General features: G+C 57.3%; 14 protein-coding genes. 7 read left to right on the top strand and 7 right to left on the bottom strand.

Annotated features, from left to right (window positions below):
- Window positions 1–27 precede the first annotated feature (27 nt).
- Window positions 28–1,488, top strand: a complete 1,461-nt coding sequence (locus tag AC1RKC_RS19100) for an N-acyl-D-amino-acid deacylase family protein (protein WP_493092691.1) — start codon at window positions 28–30, stop codon at window positions 1,486–1,488.
- Entirely contained in the window at window positions 1,485–1,883 is a 399-nt protein-coding gene (locus AC1RKC_RS19095) for a RidA family protein (RefSeq protein WP_020825011.1), read from the top strand. The genes AC1RKC_RS19100 and AC1RKC_RS19095 overlap by 4 nt, the downstream gene beginning before the upstream one ends.
- Before the next feature lie 238 nt (window positions 1,884–2,121).
- On the opposite strand, the gene AC1RKC_RS19090 is transcribed toward AC1RKC_RS19095, so the two are convergent.
- The gene (locus AC1RKC_RS19090; RefSeq protein ID WP_116691371.1) at window positions 2,122–3,690 is read right to left on the bottom strand and encodes an ABC transporter substrate-binding protein; all 1,569 of its coding nucleotides are present in this window, start codon (window positions 3,688–3,690) and stop codon (window positions 2,122–2,124) included.
- 202 nt (window positions 3,691–3,892) lie between these two features.
- Window positions 3,893–4,912, bottom strand: a complete 1,020-nt coding sequence (argF, locus tag AC1RKC_RS19085; protein ID WP_115060264.1) for an ornithine carbamoyltransferase — start codon at window positions 4,910–4,912, stop codon at window positions 3,893–3,895.
- A 163-nt stretch (window positions 4,913–5,075) separates the two neighbouring features.
- Between argF and rraB the strand changes: the two genes are divergently transcribed.
- Both rraB and miaE read left to right on the top strand, forming a co-directional pair.
- The gene (rraB, locus tag AC1RKC_RS19080) at window positions 5,076–5,504 is read left to right on the top strand and encodes a ribonuclease E inhibitor RraB (RefSeq protein ID WP_020825014.1); all 429 of its coding nucleotides are present in this window, start codon (window positions 5,076–5,078) and stop codon (window positions 5,502–5,504) included.
- Between the two features lie 99 nt (window positions 5,505–5,603).
- Entirely contained in the window at window positions 5,604–6,368 is a 765-nt protein-coding gene (gene miaE, locus AC1RKC_RS19075) for a tRNA isopentenyl-2-thiomethyl-A-37 hydroxylase MiaE (RefSeq protein ID WP_044554017.1), read from the top strand.
- 24 nt (window positions 6,369–6,392) lie between these two features.
- On the opposite strand, the gene AC1RKC_RS19070 is transcribed toward miaE, so the two are convergent.
- Window positions 6,393–8,000, bottom strand: coding sequence for a GMC family oxidoreductase (locus tag AC1RKC_RS19070; protein WP_493092692.1), 1,608 nt, complete (start codon window positions 7,998–8,000; stop codon window positions 6,393–6,395).
- 352 nt (window positions 8,001–8,352) lie between these two features.
- Between AC1RKC_RS19070 and AC1RKC_RS19065 the strand changes: the two genes are divergently transcribed.
- A complete protein-coding gene (locus tag AC1RKC_RS19065; protein WP_046374614.1) occupies window positions 8,353–9,342 on the top strand; it encodes an acyltransferase family protein in 990 nt (329 codons plus the stop codon).
- Window positions 9,343–9,389: 47 nt separating this feature from the next.
- Here AC1RKC_RS19065 and AC1RKC_RS19060 read toward each other — a convergent pair whose 3' ends face one another.
- The 4 genes from AC1RKC_RS19060 to pepA all read right to left on the bottom strand — a co-directional run bounded on the left by AC1RKC_RS19060 (window position 9,390) and on the right by pepA (window position 15,282).
- Window positions 9,390–9,893 carry a GNAT family N-acetyltransferase gene (locus AC1RKC_RS19060; protein ID WP_041414155.1) on the bottom strand — a complete coding sequence of 168 codons (504 nt, stop codon included), beginning with the start codon at window positions 9,891–9,893 and terminating at the stop codon, window positions 9,390–9,392.
- A 328-nt stretch (window positions 9,894–10,221) separates the two neighbouring features.
- Window positions 10,222–13,098, bottom strand: a complete 2,877-nt coding sequence (locus AC1RKC_RS19055) for a valine--tRNA ligase (protein WP_261104367.1) — start codon at window positions 13,096–13,098, stop codon at window positions 10,222–10,224.
- A 13-nt stretch (window positions 13,099–13,111) separates the two neighbouring features.
- Entirely contained in the window at window positions 13,112–13,561 is a 450-nt protein-coding gene (locus tag AC1RKC_RS19050; protein ID WP_012005017.1) for a DNA polymerase III subunit chi, read from the bottom strand.
- 209 nt (window positions 13,562–13,770) lie between these two features.
- Entirely contained in the window at window positions 13,771–15,282 is a 1,512-nt protein-coding gene (gene pepA, locus AC1RKC_RS19045) for a leucyl aminopeptidase (protein WP_048762852.1), read from the bottom strand.
- Window positions 15,283–15,562: 280 nt separating this feature from the next.
- On the opposite strand from pepA, the gene lptF reads away from it, so the two are divergent.
- Together lptF and lptG are read left to right on the top strand one after the other, a co-directional pair.
- Entirely contained in the window at window positions 15,563–16,657 is a 1,095-nt protein-coding gene (lptF, locus tag AC1RKC_RS19040; protein ID WP_020825021.1) for an LPS export ABC transporter permease LptF, read from the top strand.
- Window positions 16,657–17,727 carry an LPS export ABC transporter permease LptG gene (lptG, locus tag AC1RKC_RS19035; RefSeq protein ID WP_020825022.1) on the top strand — a complete coding sequence of 357 codons (1,071 nt, stop codon included), beginning with the start codon at window positions 16,657–16,659 and terminating at the stop codon, window positions 17,725–17,727. Before lptF ends, lptG begins: the two co-directional genes overlap by 1 nt.
- Window positions 17,728–17,883 lie beyond the last annotated feature (156 nt).

Below are 17,883 nucleotides of genomic sequence, written 5' to 3'. Positions count from 1 at the left end.
AAGACACTAACCTGAGGATGATGATTCATGCGGTATCAGTATCTGATTAAAAATGTCACGGTGATCGACGGCAGCGGCGGGCCGCAATACCGTGCCGATGTGGCGGTGAAAGACGATCGGATTGGGGCGATTGCACCAGCCATAGAGGCTGAAGCCGAGGTGGTGATCGACGGCCGGGGGCGGGTGCTGTCGCCGGGGTTTATCGACGTACATACTCACGACGACACCAACGTGATCCGCATGCCCGAGATGCTGCCGAAGATATCTCAGGGGGTGACAACGGTGATTGTCGGCAACTGCGGCATCAGTGCTGCCGGGGCGGTGATCAAAACCAGCGTGCCCGATCCAATGAACCTGCTGGGAGAAAAAGCGCATTTCGTTTACCCCACGATTGCCGATTATCGTCAGCAGGTCGAGGCCGCGACGCCGGCGGTGAATGTGGCGACGCTGATCGGGCACACCACGCTGCGCAGTAACCAGATGGACGACCTGTTTCGCCCGGCTAATGCCGAGGAAATCTGCGCCATGCGTGAGCAGCTGCGTGCCGCGTTGCAACAGGGCGCTTTGGGGCTGAGTACCGGTCTGGCGTATGCCTCGGCGTTCTCTGCCCCCACGCAAGAGGTGATGGCATTGGCGGAAGAGCTGGCGGGTGAGCAGGGGATTTACACCACTCACCTGCGTTCTGAATTTGAGCCCATACTCGAGGCAATGGAGGAGGCATTCCACATTGGCCGCCATGGCCGGGTGCCGGTGGTGATTTCGCACCACAAATGCGCCGGGGCCAAAAACTGGGGCCGCACGCAGGAAACGCTCAAGCTGTTCGACAAGGTGCGCCAGACGCAGGACGTGTCCTGCGACTGTTACCCTTATTCCGCCAGTTCATCGACGCTGGATTTAAAACAGATCACCGATGAGTTCGATATCGTCATCACCTGGTCCGAACCGCACCCGGAGATGGCGGGGCAATCCTTGCGGGACATCGCCGGGGCCTGGTCAATGAGCCTGCATGAGGCCGGCAAACGGCTGATGCCGGCGGGGGCGATTTATTACAACATGGACGAGCAGGATGTGCGCCGGGTATTGCGCTATCCGCTGACCATGGTGGGATCGGATGGCCTGCCGAACGATCCGATGCCGCACCCGCGCCTGTGGGGCGCTTTTCCCCGCGTGCTGGGCCACTACAGCCGCGATGAAGGTTTGTTCCCGCTCACGGTGGCGGTGCACAAAATGAGCGGTATGTCGGCGGCGCGTTATCAACTGCCGCAGCGTGGGCTGATCAAAACAGGGTACTACGCCGATCTGGTATTGTTTGACGCATTGAAAGTGAAAGACAGCGCGACGTTCAGCCAACCGCAGCAACCCGCTGCAGGGATCGACGCGGTGTGGGTGAACGGCGTACTGAGTTATCAACATCAGGCCGTGACCGGCCTGCGCGCCGGGCGGTTTTTGTGCCGTCAGGGCAACACAATCGACAGGAGCAAGGCATGACGATCAAAAGATACGGCATTGACGGCGGAACCGGAACCGGTGGACAGCATCTGCCCTTTTCCCGCGCGGTAGAAGCCGGTGGCTGGTTGTACATTTCCGGCCAAACGCCGATGAAAGACGGTGAAGTGGTGGAGGGGGGGATTATCGATCAGTCTCGACTGGCGATCCAAAACTGCCTGGATATTATGGCGGAAGCGGGATATGGCCTGGAAGACGTGGTGCACGTTAAGGTCATTCTGACCGATGCGCGTTACTTCCAGTCATTCAATAAAGTCTTTCGCGAGTTCTTTGCCGCTCATCCCCCGGCACGGATTTGCGCGGTCGCCGATCTGGTAGTGGATTGCAAGGTTGAAGTGGATATCACCTGCTATAACGCCGCACGTATTCCCCGCTAGAGCGCTTGCCGATTAAAGGGGGGTGAAGCCACCCTCAGACCGCTGATTAACCCGCATAATGGCTAAACCGGTAGGGGTCGAACATGTTCGACCCGATTTAACCGATTGATTATGCGATAGGACGCAGCATGCAACGCCCTTACTACGAAACTTTGGAGCACTTTGCCAGTGGCCTTAGGGGCAAAATCTCCCCTAATCATCATTTCACCAGGCGGTGGAGCTCCGCGGCGCGAGTCAGTTATTTGCTGACGCGATCGTAGTAGACCATGTCGGCGTTCAGACCCTGCTGATAGCCTTTGACGTTATCGCGCAGCACCACTTCGGTTTTCGCCTGATCGATAAAGACATACGGCGAACTGCGTTGCAGTTCTTGCTGCATGGCAGTGTACAGCGCGCTGCGCTTGGCGGGATCGGCTTCGGCCACCGCCGCCAGCGTTTGCTGGTTCAACTGTGGGATCTGCCAGCCGTTGAGGCCTGCGACCGTGCTGGTCTTGCCGTCGTTATAGGCGAAGGCGCTGGCATTGGAGTGGGCGTCGAAATAGTCCGGGATCCACAGGCGGATCGCCGCCTGATGCTGTCGGGCGCGTACCCGCGAATAAACCTGGCTGCCGGCGGCCGGCAACAGTTCCACCTTCACGCCACCTTCGGCAAAGCTGGCCTGCAACGCCTGAGCAATAGTAATAAACGGCGGTTTGTTCTCGACGTCCAGCGTCAGCGAGGCATTGGTGATACCGGCCTTGGCCAGAATGGCCTTGGCTTTGGCCGGATCGAAACTGAACGGATTGTCTTTCAGCGCGCCCGGCAAGCCGACCGGCAGGAAGCTCTGGTGCACAAAATATTGGCCCTTCAACAGATCTTTAGTGATGCCCTGATAGTCGATCAGATAGCGCGCCGCTTCCCAGAACGCCGGGTTTTTCAACAGCGGATTGGCGGTATTGCCGGTGTTGAACACCAGGTAATTCTGCTCGGCAGAGGGGATTTCCAGCACCTTCACGCCCGGCTGATTTTTCAGCGCCACGGTTTGGTCCGGGCCCAGTTCGCGCGCCACATCTGCGTCACCTTGCTGGATCAACAGGCGGCGAGTGGCGGAGTCCGGCACGCTTTTAATGATGATGCTTTTCAGCAGTGGCTTGCTGCCCGGCGACGTCGGGTTGGCGTCCAGCACAATCGCCTGATGCGGTTGATAGACGCGCATTTTAAACGGCCCACTGCCGGCGGAGTGCATTTTCAGCCAGGCATTGCCGTAGTCGCCGTCTTTGGCGTTAGGCTGCACCGCCTTGCTGTCGACGATCGAGGCGATCGGCGTGGAGAGAATATTCAGCGCCACCGCAGGACTGACGTTCGCCGTCCAGCTCAGTTGCAGGCTGTGGTCGTCGATTTTTTTCAGCTGTGCGTCGATGTTGTCCGGCTGCCAGCCGAGAACGTTGAGGATAAACGCTGGTGACTTGTTCATCTTCACCGCGCGGCTAAAGGAAAATATCACGTCATCGGCGGTCAGCGGGTTGCCGGAGGCGAAGGTCGCCTGCGGACGCAGTTTGATAGTCAGGGTTTTGGCTGCGGCGTTGCCCTGCCAGCTTTCCGCCAGCACCGGTTCCACTTTCGCCGGATCGTCGCGATCCGCCTGCACCAGCCGCTGATACAGGCTTGGGACGGTCTGGATACTCGACAGCTCGTTGGCTTCCGCCGGATCCAGGCTGACGATATCGTCGAGCGATTGCACGACCACCAGCGTATTGGGCGGGGTGGCGGCCAGCGCGGAGGAGGACAGGGCGGCAAGTATCAACAGCGGCAGGACTTTGGCTTTCATCGATGTTTTCCCTTGAATGTACGGCAAGAAATTATTGTTATCGTTTGTTTTCACGGCGTTTTCGCCGCCAGAATGCCACGGTAGAGTCTTTGTCGGCGGCTGACAAAGGCCAATCGGCTATTTGATATGCTTAAAATATATTAGACGGAAAAGGCGAGAGGGGGACGCAGCGTGCTGGATCACTGCGCCCCGGCAATGCAGATTAAAACGTTTCGCTTAGGGTGGCGACCATCACCGCCTTGATGGTATGCAGGCGGTTCTCGGCCTGATCGAACACCACGCTGTGTGCAGATTCGAACACCTCATCGGTGACTTCCATGCCGCCGTGCAGCCCGTATTGTTCGGCCATTTGCTTACCGAGCGTGGTCTGGTCGTCGTGAAACGCCGGCAGGCAGTGCAGGAATTTGACGTTCGGGTTACCGGTCAGTTTCACCATCGCCATATTGACCTGATAAGGCTTCAGCAGCGCGATACGCTCCTGCCAGGTTTCTTTCGGCTCGCCCATCGATACCCACACGTCGGTATACAGAAAGTCCGCGTCCTTCACCCCTTCGGCAATGTCTTCGGTCAGGGTGATCTTGGCGCCGGTCTGTTTTGCCAATGTCTGGCACTCTGCCACCAGCTCCGGCTGTGGCCAGCAGGCCTTCGGCGCCACCAGTCGCAGGTCCATGCCCGCCAGGGCGGCAGCTTCCAGCAGGGTGTTGCCCATGTTGTTGCGGGTGTCGCCAAGGTAGGCGAGCTTCACCTCGCTCAGCGGCTTGCCCGGTAGGTGCTCCTGTACGGTCAGCAGATCCGCCAGCAACTGGGTCGGATGGAACTCGTTGGTCAACCCGTTCCACACCGGTACGCCGGCATGGTTGGCCAGGGTTTCCACCAGCGCCTGACCATAACCGCGGTATTGAATACCGTCATACATCCGGCCCAGCACCCGGGCGGTGTCTTTCATCGATTCTTTATGACCGATCTGGCTGCCGCTTGGGCCCAGATAGGTGACCTGAGCACCCTGATCGAAAGCGGCAACTTCGAAAGAGCATCGGGTACGGGTCGAGTCTTTTTCGAAGATGAGCGCAATATTTTTGCCCTGCAGGTGGCGTTTTTCCTGGCCTTTCCGCTTGGCCTGCTTTAATTCGGCCGAAAGCTGCAGCAGCGCCTGAAGCTCCGCCGGGGTGAAATCCATTAACCTTAGGAAGTGACGTTTGTAGAACGGGTTTATGCTACTCATTGCCGTGTATCCTGATTGTTGTTATTGAATTAAAATTCACTTTATATGTATGAATATTCAATTTCAACCCCGTGGGAGAAATCTTTCACGTTTATCGTGGAAGCAATGCCGACGGTGTGTGAAAATAGAAGGAATACAGGCCATTTGACTTGAGGATATAGGCATGGCAAACCGCGAACAGCTAGAAGAACAACGTGAAGAGACCCGCCTGATCATCGAAGAACTGCTGGAAGACGGCAGCGATCCGGAAGCGCTCTACACTATCGAACACCACCTTTCTGCTGAGAAGTTTGAAGTGCTGGAGCAGGCCGCCGTTGAAGCCTTCAAGTTGGGCTACGAAGTGACCGACGCCGAAGAGCTGGAAGTGGAAGACGGTACCCTGGTGATGTGCTGTGACGTGATCAGCGAAATCGGTCTCAACGCCGAGCTGATCGACACTCAGGTAGAGCAGCTGGTGGCGTTGGCAGCACGTTGCGGCGTCAACTACGACGGTTGGGGCACCTACTTTGAAGATCCGAACGGCGAAGAAGGTGACGACGACGAAGAAGAAGGTGACTTCATCGACGAAGACGACGACGGTAAACGCCATTAATTAATCTTGTGGGCCGGCGCTCGCCGGCCCCGCCTATCCCGCCGTTTTTCAAGCCGCAGCGCTAGCTGTAACTTGAAATGCACAGGGCAGTTGAAGCAGATGAAATACCAATCCCTGTTAGCCCCCATTTTAAACTTCCTGCATTGCGAAACCCCAGACGCCTGGATCGACGCCGCCCGTCGTCCGGAAAACCTGCCGCTGTTGCTGACCGACCATATGGTGTGCGAGCTGAAAGCGGCGCAAACCGGCATGTGGCTAATCCGCCGTTACGTGGCAGACAAGGAGAGCGGCGATGCCTTGTTGGCGCTGCTAAGGCCTTATGAAGCGTTTCTGCATGAAGCGCAGGGCGTGCCGGAAGCCTTGTTCCAGCAAAACAATTTCACCCGCAAGATCTTGCCTAAGAACGGCTCGGCCTACGGCCAGGATCTGGCGGACAAGATGGTGTTGCTGATCAAAGAAGAGCTGCATCACTTCTCGCAGGTGCTGGAGATCATGCTGGCGCGGCAGATCCCGTATAAAAAGATCACCGCCAGCCGCTATGCCAAAGGCATGATCCGCGAGATCCGCACCCACGATCCGGCCACGCTGATTGATAAGCTGATTTGCGGTGCCTATATCGAAGCCCGCTCCTGCGAGCGCTTTGCCCGGTTGGCACCGCATCTGGACGACGAGTTAAACCGTTTCTACGTTTCGCTGCTGCGCTCCGAAGCGCGCCACTATCAGGATTACCTGCAGCTTGCCGAACAGATAGCCGGTGGCGACATCAGTGAGCGGGTGGCCCATTTCGGCCGCATTGAAGCAGAGCTTATCCAAACGCCGGACAGCGAGTTCCGCTTCCACAGCGGCGTGCCCGCCTTCGCCTGATAGTCGGGCGCCCGCGCAACTCAGTTACGCCGGTGCGCCCAGCAGCAAATCCACCGCTTTTTCCGCCAGCATAATGGTCGGCGCATTGGTATTGCCGCTGGTGACCTGCGGCATCACCGAGCAGTCGATCACCCGCAGTCGCTCAAAACCGTGCACCCGCAGTTGCAGATCGGTCACCGAGTCCTGCGGCGATTGGCCCATGCGGCAACTGCCTACCGGGTGATACACCGTCTTGCAGAAGTTGCGCACAAACTCCTCCAGCTGGGCGTCATCGTTCAACCACGCCGGCTGCGGCATCAGCAGATCTTTGATCAGCGGCTTGAGGGCCGCGGTTTGCAGAAAGCGCAGGCCGAATTTCACCGCGCGCACGCTGCCGGCCAGATCTTCCGGATGGCCGAGGTAATTGGTGTGCAGCTTCACCGGATCGCGCGGATCGCGGCTGCGCAGCAGGACTTCCCCTCGCGCCTTGGGCTGCAGATAACCGACCTTGAGCGTGAAACCGTGGATATTGGGCAGCGGTTCGCCGGGCACGTCGTCCCAGCTGTCGAGCATCGGCAGGAAGTGGATTTGCACGTCGGGCCGGCCGTCACCCTGGCTGTCGGTGAAGGCGGCGCCTTCCAGTACGTTGGAGCTCAGCACGCCGCTGCGAAACGCCAGCCATTCGGTGCCGTGGCGTAGCGCCTGCAGCCCGCGATCGGCACCGTACAGGCTGATCGGTTGTCGGGTGCTGACGTTGATCGACGTATGCAGGTGATCGTGGAAGTTCTTGCCCACCGGCAGATCGGCGAGCGGCGTTATGCCCAACTGTTGCAGATGTTCGCGTGGCCCAATGCCTGACAGCATCAGGATCTTCGGCGATCCTACCGCGCCGGCGCTGAGGATCACTTCCTTTGCCGCATGCGCGGTGACTTCGGCACCGCCGTTTTGGCTATACACCACGCCGGTGGCGATGTTGTTGTCCAATACCACGCGGTGCACCAGCGCATTCAGTTTCACCACCAGGCGTTGGTCGTTGCGCACCGCTTTCAGGTAGGTGCGTGCAGTGCTGGCGCGCTCGCCGTTATGGGTGGTGGTCTGGTAGAAGCCGACGCCGTGCTGGCTGTCGCCGTTGAAATCGTTGCGGTAGGGCAGGTTCAGTTCCTGGCCGGCGCGGATAAACGCCATGCTGAGCGGGTGTCGGTAGCGGTTCTCGCTGACCGGCAGCAGGCCCTCACCGCCGTGATAGGCGTCGGACAGGCTCTCGTTGGCCTCGGCACGTTTGAAATAGGGTAGCACGTCCTGATAGCCCCAGCCGACGCAGCCGTAACGTTCGGCCCACTCGTCGTAATCCTGCCGCTGGCCACGAATATAGATCATGCCGTTGACCGAGCTGCTGCCGCCCAACACCTTGCCCTGGGCGATCTGCATGCGGCGGTTGTTGGCGTGCGGCTCGGGTTCGGTTTCGTAGGGCCAGCTTTTTTTGGCGATGATTTTCGCCACGCCGGCCGGCATCTTGATGAATAAATTATTGTCGTCGCCACCGGCTTCCAGCAGTAACACCCGTGCCTGAGTGCGGCGGATCAACTGCGCTGCCAGTACGCAGCCGGCGGAACCTGCGCCGACAATGATGTAATCAAAAGCGTTTTCCGACATGACTGCTCCCAGTGCGATTACGGCATGAGCCTGTCATGGCAGAGTATCGCAAGCGGACGGCAGGTCAATTTCAAATCGTTAATTTGTTAATGAATATCACATAAATTGTTTTTAATTTTTATCAACTAATTGATTTTAATATATAAAAAATAAAATGTTCATATTAATATTTTTTGTGGTTTGCGCGACCGTGACGATACCGGAACGAAAAATACGCGGTGATAAATATCCGGCGCATTGTTTCTAAACGGAATATTAAATATGAGATTTATCCGAGCGGGAAAGAGGATGTCAGCACAAAAATGCTGCTATATGATGAGCCACTCTATGGTTGGATAAGATATTAAGAAATATGGACATTTCGATTAATAAATCTAATTATTTAAAAGGGATTGCCATCATATTGATGCTGATCCATCACCTGTTTGCCTACCCGATCCGAATTAGCCCGGATATCCCGGTCTATCATATTGTTAACAGCGTTGATCTTGAAATGTATCTTGGTCTGTTCGGCAAGATTTGCGTTTCGATGTTTCTGTTTCTGTCCGGTTACGGGTTTGCGCTGAAAAAAGAAGTGTCGTTTCACTATATCTGGGGAAAGCTGAAGAATTTATATATCAGCTATTGGATAGTGTTATTTATCTTTGTCCCTATCGGCATTTTCTTCTTTCCCGGAGAAAGGTATAGCCTTTCCCTGCCGCTGTTTCTCGAAAACCTGATTGGCATTAAATCCACGTATAACAGCGAGTGGTGGTTCTTCAAACTCTATGTGCTGTACGTGCTTTCTCTGCCGCTGTTGTCGCGGCTGAATATCTACCCTTTGCTGGGGCTGCTGGTTCTGGCGGCGCTGTGCGGCAGAGGGCTGCAGTATTTCGCCTGGGCGCCTGAAATCGTGATCGAATATTGCACCTGGCTACTGCCTTTCGGCTTTGGCATGGTGTTTGGCCGCAGCAAGCAAATGCCGGCGGACTTCTGGCTGTCGAAGCTGATTGTTACCCTGAGCCGCACCCATCCGCTGATCTTGCTGATGGTGACGGTAGCGGTGTTTATCGTCGCCCATAATCCGGGGCTGCTGCTGGTGACGCCGCTGTTTATCATCGCGATGATGAAAACCGCAGACGGGCTGGGCAGCACGGTGAATCGGGTGGTGGGCGAGTTGGGCAAGCATTCGATGTACATGTGGCTGACCCACAGCTTCTACTGCTATTACTTTACCCAAAAGCTGATTTTTGCGCCGCGCTATACGCCGCTGATCCTGCTGCTGCTGATTGTGGTGTCCTACCTGACCAGCCTGGTGCTGAGCCGGATTGAGCTGGCGATCAAGGGCAGGGTAACGGCGTAGGGAGGCTGAATACTGCGCCCGTGATGACCGTGGGCGCAGCAGCAAGATTAAAGCGTTTTCAGCATGGTGACTTCGCAGTCGACGTGGCCAGTGGTGCCCATGGCGTGGTCGATATGTTCGAAGCCCAGATGCTCGTACAGGCCGATGGCCTGCGTCAGGCTGGCGGTGGTTTCCAAATAACAACAGCGGAAGCCCTGTTGACGGGCAAACTCCAGTGCCTGCAGCGCCAGGCGTTTTGCCAGGCCCTGGCCGCGCAAAATCGGCAGGAAATACATTTTCTGTAATTCGCAAATATCGTCGTCACCGCCCTGCAGCGGGGCCACGCCGCCACCGCCGGCAATCCGGCCATCGACTTCTATCACCCAATAAGCGCTGCGTGGCAGGCTGTAGAGCTGATACAAGACGTCCAGATTGGGGTCGGAAACGGTATAGCCTTTGTCCGCCGTCAGGCCGTGCTCGGCAGAGACTTCGCGAATGACATTAGCAATAGCGGCATTGTCGTCAGCCGTTATTGGGCGCACCAGAAGACGTACTGGGGTTGCTGTTGTCATAGTTACACTCGCCATAAAAAGAACCCGAAGGGCTCCGGAATATCGTTTTTTGTGCAGACAAAAACGCGCCGGGGTTATATCTCGGCGGCGTCCATGCAGCTTTAATATCTTGTAATAACATCTATACCCTTCATCTTTCAAGCTGCAGATGTGTTGGCTGCGTTTTCTTACCCCAGTCACTTACTTATGTAAGCTCCTGGGGCTTCGCTCACTTGCCGCCTTCCTGCATCTCGAAATCTATTGGGTATTTATATGGCTGATGCAACGGCGATAAAAAAACAGCGGGGAAATCCCCGCTGTTTTTCAACTGTTGCAGTGAACCGAAAGATTACAGCGCGGTGATGGTCGCCTGCTGTTCCTGTAGCTTCACTTTACCTTCTTTGCAGGCTGCCAGACGTTCGCGCTCTTTGGCGACCACGGCTTCCGGCGCGCGCGCTACAAAGCCTTCGTTGGCCAGCTTGCCTTCGATTGAGGCGATTTCTGCATCCAGCTTGCCCATCTCTTTCGACAGACGCGCAATTTCGGCGTCTTTATCGATAAAGCCGGCCATAGGGATCAGCAGCTCGGCGCCGTCCACCAGTTTGGTGACCGATACCGGGCCTTTGTCACCCGCAGGCAGCAGGGCGATAGACTCCAGACGCGCCAGACGCTCGATAAAGCTCTGGTTCTCCTGCACGCGACGCTGAGCGTCGGCACTGCAGTTGCGCAGCAGCACTTCCAGCTGTTTGCTCGGAGCGATATTCATCTCGGCACGAATGTTACGCACCGCGGTGATCGCCTGCTTGATCCACTCCAGATCGTTCAGCGCCTGCGCGTCTTCCAACGCGGCGTCGTACTCTGGGAAGGGTTGCAGCATAATGGTGTCTGCGGTTTCGCCGGTCAGGGTTTTCACGCGCTGCCAGATGGTTTCGGTAATGAACGGGATCACCGGGTGCGCCAGGCGCAGCAGGGCTTCCAGCACGGTGATCAGCGTGTGGCGGGTGCCGCGCTGTTCCGCTTCGCTGCCGTTGCTCACGACCGGCTTGGTCAGCTCCAGGTACCAGTCACAGAACTGGTTCCAGGTGAATTCGTACAGGATGTTGGCGGCCAGATCGAAGCGGTAGGTGTCCAGCGCTTCGCGGTAAGCTTTCACCGTACGGTTGAATTCGGCCAGGATCCAGCGGTCCGCCAGCGACAGCACTTTCTCGCCGCCGTTGAAGCCGCAGTCCTGACCTTCCGCGTTCATCAGCACGAAGCGGCTGGCGTTCCACAGCTTGTTACAGAAGTTGCGGTAGCCTTCCAGGCGCTTCATGTCCCAGTTGATGTCACGGCCGGTAGAGGCCAGCGCCGCCAGGGTGAAGCGCAGGGCGTCGGTGCCGTGCGGCTCGATGCCGTTCGGGAACTGCTTCTCAGTGCGCTTGCGGATTTTCTCCGCCAGCTGCGGCTGCATCATGTTGCCGGTGCGTTTTTCCAGCAGGTCTTCGAGCGAGATGCCGTCAACCATGTCGAGCGGGTCGATCACGTTGCCTTTCGACTTGGACATCTTCTGCCCTTCGTCGTCGCGGATCAGACCGGTCATGTAGACCGTCTTGAACGGAACCTGCGGCTTGCCGTTTTCGTCCTTCATGAAGTGCATGGTCAGCATGATCATGCGCGCAATCCAGAAGAAGATGATGTCGAAGCCGCTGACCATCACGCTGGTCGGGTGGAAGGTTTTCAGCGCGTCGGTCTGCTCTGGCCAGCCCAGGGTAGAGAAGGTCCACAGACCGGAAGAGAACCAGGTGTCCAGCACGTCTTCGTCCTGAGTCAGCACCACGTCGGCGCCCAGGTTGTTTTCGCTGCGTACTTCTTCTTCGCTGCGGCCCACGTAGACTTTGCCGTTCACGTCGTACCAGGCCGGGATACGGTGACCCCACCACAGCTGACGAGAGATACACCAGTCCTGAATGTCGCGCATCCAGCTGAAGTACATGTTTTCGTACTGCTTCGGCACGAACTGAATTTCGCCTTGCTCAACCGCTTCCACCGCCACTTTCGCCAGCGGGGCGGTACGTACGTACCATTGGTCGGTCAGCATGGGTTCGATCACCACGCCGCCGCGGTCGCCGTAAGGCACCGTCAGGTCGTGCGGTTTGATCTCGTCGAGCAGGCCCAATTCGTCAAAGGCGGCAACCACCGCTTTACGCGCCGCGAAACGCTCCAGGCCACGGAACTGGGCCGGGATTTCGTTGCAGTAATCGGTGCAGATTTCGCCGAGGGTGTTGAACACTTCCGCTTCCTGGCGGATATCGCCGTCGAAAGTCAGGATGTTGATCATCGGCAGGCCGTGACGTTTACCGACTTCGTAGTCGTTAAAGTCGTGCGCCGGGGTGATTTTCACGCAGCCGGTGCCTTTTTCCATATCGGCGTGCTCGTCACCGACGATGCGGATGCGGCGGCCCACCAGCGGCAGAATGATTTCTTTGCCGATCAAATCTTTGTAGCGCGGGTCTTCTGGGTTTACCGCTACGCCGGTATCTCCGAGCACGGTTTCCGGACGGGTGGTGGCGACCACGAGGTAATCTTTGCCTTCGGCGGTTTTGGCGCCATCAGCCAGCGGATAGCGCAGGTGCCACATGGAGCCTTTGGACTCGCGGTTTTCCACTTCCAGGTCGGAGATGGCGGTGCGCAGTTTCGGATCCCAGTTCACCAGGCGTTTGCCGCGGTAGATCAGATCTTCTTTGTGCAGACGGACAAACACTTCGCGTACCGCGTTGGACAGGCCTTCGTCCATGGTGAAGCGCTCGCGCTCCCAGTCCACGGAGTTGCCCAGGCGACGCATCTGGCGGGTGATGGTGCCGCCGGATTCCGCTTTCCACTGCCAGATTTTGTCGATGAACGCATCGCGGCCATAGTCATGGCGAGTTTTGTTTTCTTCTGCGGCGATCTTGCGCTCAACCACCATCTGGGTGGCGATACCGGCATGGTCGGTACCGGCCTGCCACAGGGTGTTTTTACCCTGCATGCGCTGGTAACGGATCATGGTGTCCATGATGGTCTGCTGGAAGGCGTGACCCATGTGCAGGCTGCCGGTGACGTTCGGCGGCGGGATCATGATGCAGAAGCTTTCCTGGCTGGTATCACCGTTTGGCTTGAAATAACCCTGGTTTTCCCAGTGATCGTACAGCTTCTGTTCGATCTCTTTCGGGTCGTATGCGGTATCGAGATGACTGTTTGTCTTTTCCATTTTATATCGTTGTTCAGTGAGTTGGCGGCGTTGCCGTGGTCAAATGGAAGCCGACGCTGCGATAGGCTTTATATCGGTCGCGCGCCAACTGTTTTAAGGTGTCTTCGTAAGGGACGAAGTCTACCACTTCATGGAAAGCAGTAGCAAAATCTGCAAACTGCGGCAGCAGGGCGATCAGCAGATCGCGCGGTGAGTTGCCGCGTTTGCCGGGCCAGCACAGCTCGACCGGGGCACCGTAGTGTGGCCCTTCGCCGGCCAGGTTGTGCGGCACGAACTGGTGCGGATCGCGCTGCCACAGCGCTTCGTCCAACCGCTGGGCCTGTTCCTGGCTTTCGCAGGCGATCAACACCCGCTTGCCGGAGCGCCAGCGTTCGGCGGCAACGGCGCAGGCCACGGCCTCATGCGCGCTGAGCGCACCTGCCGGTTCCGCATGTTCAATTAAATAGAACGTAGCCTGTTTCATATAACCCCTTCATCTTTCAAGCTGCAGCCGTGTTGGCTGCCCTCCCTCACCCCAGTCACTTACCCGTGTAAGCTCCTGGGGATTCTCTCGGTTGCGGCCTTGCTGCAACTCGAAAGCTATTGGGTTTATAAAATTGTGCAGCATTACTAAAAACACAAGGGTACAGCATGCTGTACCCTTGGGGATTATACCTGAATTACCGCTCAGATTTAATCGTCGCCGTTCAGCCCCGCGCGATTGAGCAGGAACTGCGCCAGCATCGCTACCGGACGACCGGTTGCGCCTTTGGTTTTGCCGGAACGCCAGGCGGTGCCGGCGATATCCAGGTGCGCCCAGCTGTACTTGCGGGTAAAGCGCGACAGGAAACAGGCTGCGGTGATAGCCCCGCCCGGACGGCCGCCAATGTTCGCCATATCGGCAAAATTGGAGTCCAGCTGCTCATAGTACTCGTCGGACATCGGCAAGCGCCACGCGCGGTCACCGGCCTGTTCGGACGCGCCGATCAGTTCGTGTGCCAGTGGGTTGTGGTTCGACATCAGGCCGGTGATGTGGTGGCCCAGCGCGATCACGCAGGCGCCGGTCAGGGTGGCAACGTCAATCACCAGCTCCGGATCGAAACGCTCAACGTAGGTCAGGGTGTCGCACAGCACCAGGCGGCCTTCGGCGTCGGTGTTCAACACCTCGACGGTCTGGCCGGACATGGTGGTCAGCACGTCGCCCGGACGATAAGCGCTGCCGCCCGGCATGTTTTCACAGCCGGCCAGTACGCCGATCACGTTCAGCGGCAGGTTCAGTTCCGCCACCACGCGCATCACGCCGTACACGGTGGCGGCGCCACACATGTCGTACTTCATCTCGTCCATGCTGTCGGCAGGTTTGATCGAGATGCCGCCGGAGTCGAAGGTCAGCCCTTTACCCACCAGCACAATCGGCTTGGCGTCCGGGTTCGGGTTGCCTTTATATTCCATCACCGACATCAGCGATTCGTTCTGCGACCCTGCGCCAACCGCCAGATAGGCGTTCATCCCCAGCTCTTTCATCTGCTGTTCGCCGATGACGCGGGTGGTGATGTTGGTGCTGAAGGCGTCCGCCAGTTGACGAGCCTGAGAGGCCAGGTAGCCGGCGTTACAGATGTTCGGCGGCATATTGCCGAGATCTTTCGCTGCCTTGATACCGGAAGAGACGGCTAGACCGTGCTGGATAGCGCGTTCACCGCTGGTGAGCTCACGACGGGTCGGCACGTTGAACACCATTTTGCGCAGCGGACGGCGCGGCTCCACTTTATTGCTTTTCAGCTGATCGAAGGTGTAGAGCGTTTCTTTTGCGGTTTCCACCGCCTGGCGCACCTTCCAGTAAGTGTTGCGGCCTTTCACGTGCAACTCGGTCAGGAAGCAGACCGCTTCCATGGAGCCGGTATCGTTAAGGGTATTGATGGTTTTTTGAATCACCTGTTTGTACTGGCGTTCATCGAGCTCGCGCTCTTTGCCACAGCCAATCAACAGGATGCGTTCGGAGAGAATGTTAGGCACATGGTGCAGCAGTAACGTCTGCCCGACTTTACCTTCCAGTTCGCCACGGCGCAGCAAAGCGCTGATATAACCATCACTGATTTTGTCGAGTTGTTCTGCGATAGGGGACAAGCGGCGCGGTTCGAAAACGCCGACTACAATACAGGCACTGCGCTGTTTTTCCGGGCTACCGCTTTTTACACTGAACTCCATGCACTCTCCTGAATCTTAAAGACAAAGGCAGGCGCTACGGCTAGAATAACGTACTCCGTAACGATCTCCCGCCATTGAGTTAACTAACTATGTTAACCTGAACGGCGTAAATTGCTCTGTTTTGGCGACTATAAGTAAGTTCCTATAGGACACCCAAATGCTAGATGTTGTAATACTATTTTAGCTGTGTTGGTTGCCATATGATGAGAATAAATGGCGGATTAGCGATGAAACTATCGATTTTCCTGCAAAAAGACAAGTTTTCACAGGCGTAATAAGCGTGATCATCATAAGATATCTGGTACGGGAAACGCTAAAGAGCCAAATCGCGATCCTTTTCATCCTGCTTCTGATCTTCTTTTGTCAGAACCTGGTCAAGGTGTTAGGCGATGCGGTGGACGGCGATGTCCCGACAAATTTAGTCCTTTCATTGCTCGCATTGGGTGTGCCGAAGATGGCGCAGCTAATCCTGCCGTTAAGCCTGTTTCTCGGCTTATTGATGACGCTTGGGCGGCTGTATACCGACAGCGAAATCACCGTGATGCATGCCTGCGGGCTGGGTAAGCGCACCCTGATTATCGCCGCGATGGTGCTGGCGCTGATTACCTCCGCCGTGGCGGCGGTCAACGTGTTCTGGGCCGGGCCCATGGCCTCGCGCTATCAGGACGTGGTGATCAGTGAAGCCAAAGCCAACCCCAGCATCGCCGGGCTGGCGGAAGGGCAGTTCAAACCTTCGCAAGACGGCAACGCGGTGCTGTTTATCGGCAACGTAAAAGGCAGCACCTTCAACGACGTGTTCCTGGCGCAACTGCGGCCGAACGGCAACCAACGCCCATCCGTGGTGGTGGCTGAGCATGGCCAGATCAACCAGATGAAAGACGGTTCGCAGGTGGTGACGCTGGACAAGGGCACCCGCTTCGAAGGCACCGCGCTGCTGCGTGACTTCCGCATTACCGATTTCAACGACTACAAAGCCGTGGTCGGCCACCGCACGGTCGCCGTGGACGGCAACCAGGCCGAGCAGATGTCGATGCAGACGCTGCTGGAGTCTGACGACCCGGACGCGCGCGCCGAGTTCCACTGGCGCCTGACGCTGGTGCTTTCCGTGGTGATCATGGCGCTGTTGGTGGTACCGCTTAGCGTGGTCAACCCACGCCAGGGCCGCGTGCTGAGCATGCTGCCGGCCATCCTGCTGTATTTGATTTTCTTCCTGCTGCAGACGTCGCTGCGTTCCAACGGCGGCAAGGGCAAACTGGACCCGATGATATGGCTTTGGGTGGTCAACGCGGCGTACTTTGCGATCGCGCTGGCGCTAAACCTGTGGGATACGGTGCCGATGCGTAAGCTGCGTGCACGCCTGAGAGGAGCGGCCTGATGTTTGGCGTTTTAGACCGATATATCGGTAAGACGATTTTCAACACCATCATCATGACGTTGTTCATGCTGGTGTCGCTTTCCGGCATCATCAAGTTCGTCGATCAGCTGCGTAAAGTGGGCCAGGGCGAGTACACGGCGCTGAGCGCCGGGATGTTTACCCTGCTGAGCGTACCGAAAGACATCGAGATCTTCTTCCCGATGGCCGCGCTGCTGGGCGCACTGCTCGGGCTGGGGCAACTGGCGACGCGCAGTGAACTGGTGGTGATGCAGGCTTCCGGCTTTACCCGCATGCAGATCGCCGGCTCGGTGATGAAAACCGCTATCCCGCTGGTGTTGTTGACCATGGCGATTGGCGAGTGGGTGGCACCGCAGGGCGACCAGATGGCGCGCAACTACCGTGCGCAGCAGATGTACGGCGGCTCGCTGCTTTCCACCAAAAACGGCCTGTGGGCGAAGGACGGCAACGACTTCATCTACATTGAGCGCGTGGCAGGCGAGAAAGAGCTTTCCGGCGTCAACATCTACCACTTCAACGACCAGCGCAGGCTGGAGACGGTGCGCTATGCCGCCACCGCCAGCTTTGAAGACGGCGTGTGGAAGCTTTCGCAGGTGGATACCTCCGACCTGACCAATGAAAAGCAGGTGACCGGCACCCAGACGCTGACAGGCGAATGGAAAACCAACCTGACCCCGGACAAACTGGGCGTGGTAGCGCTGGACCCAACCTCGCTTTCGATCAGCGGCCTGCACAACTACGTGAAGTACCTGAAACAGAGTGGCCAGGAAGCCAACCGCTATCAGCTGAACATGTGGAGCAAAGTGTTCTCGCCGCTTTCCGTCGCGGTGATGATGCTGATGGCGCTGTCGTTCATCTTCGGGCCGCTGCGCAGCGTGCCGATGGGCGTGCGTGTTGTGACCGGTATCAGCTTCGGCTTCCTGTTCTACGTGCTGGACCAGATATTCGGCCCGCTGAGCCTGGTGTACAACATGCCGCCGGTACTGGGCGCGTTGCTGCCAAGCATGCTGTTCCTGCTGATCAGCGTGTATATGCTGCTAAAACGCAAGTAGCGGCACGACAGACGATTTAAAAAGGCGTAGCCATGCGGTTACGCCTTTTTTGTTTCTGGGAACTCTGCAGCGTGCTACTGATGATATCGCTACGCACAGGCGCACGTTATCGCCGATGTCATCCGTAGGGGCGCTGCACGCTACGCCCGTGCCGTT

This window comes from Serratia sp. GW822-FHT06E05 (assembly GCF_058799445.1).
The sequence above is the reverse complement of the archived record's forward strand: the minus strand, read 5'-3'. Positions and strand labels throughout refer to the sequence as shown.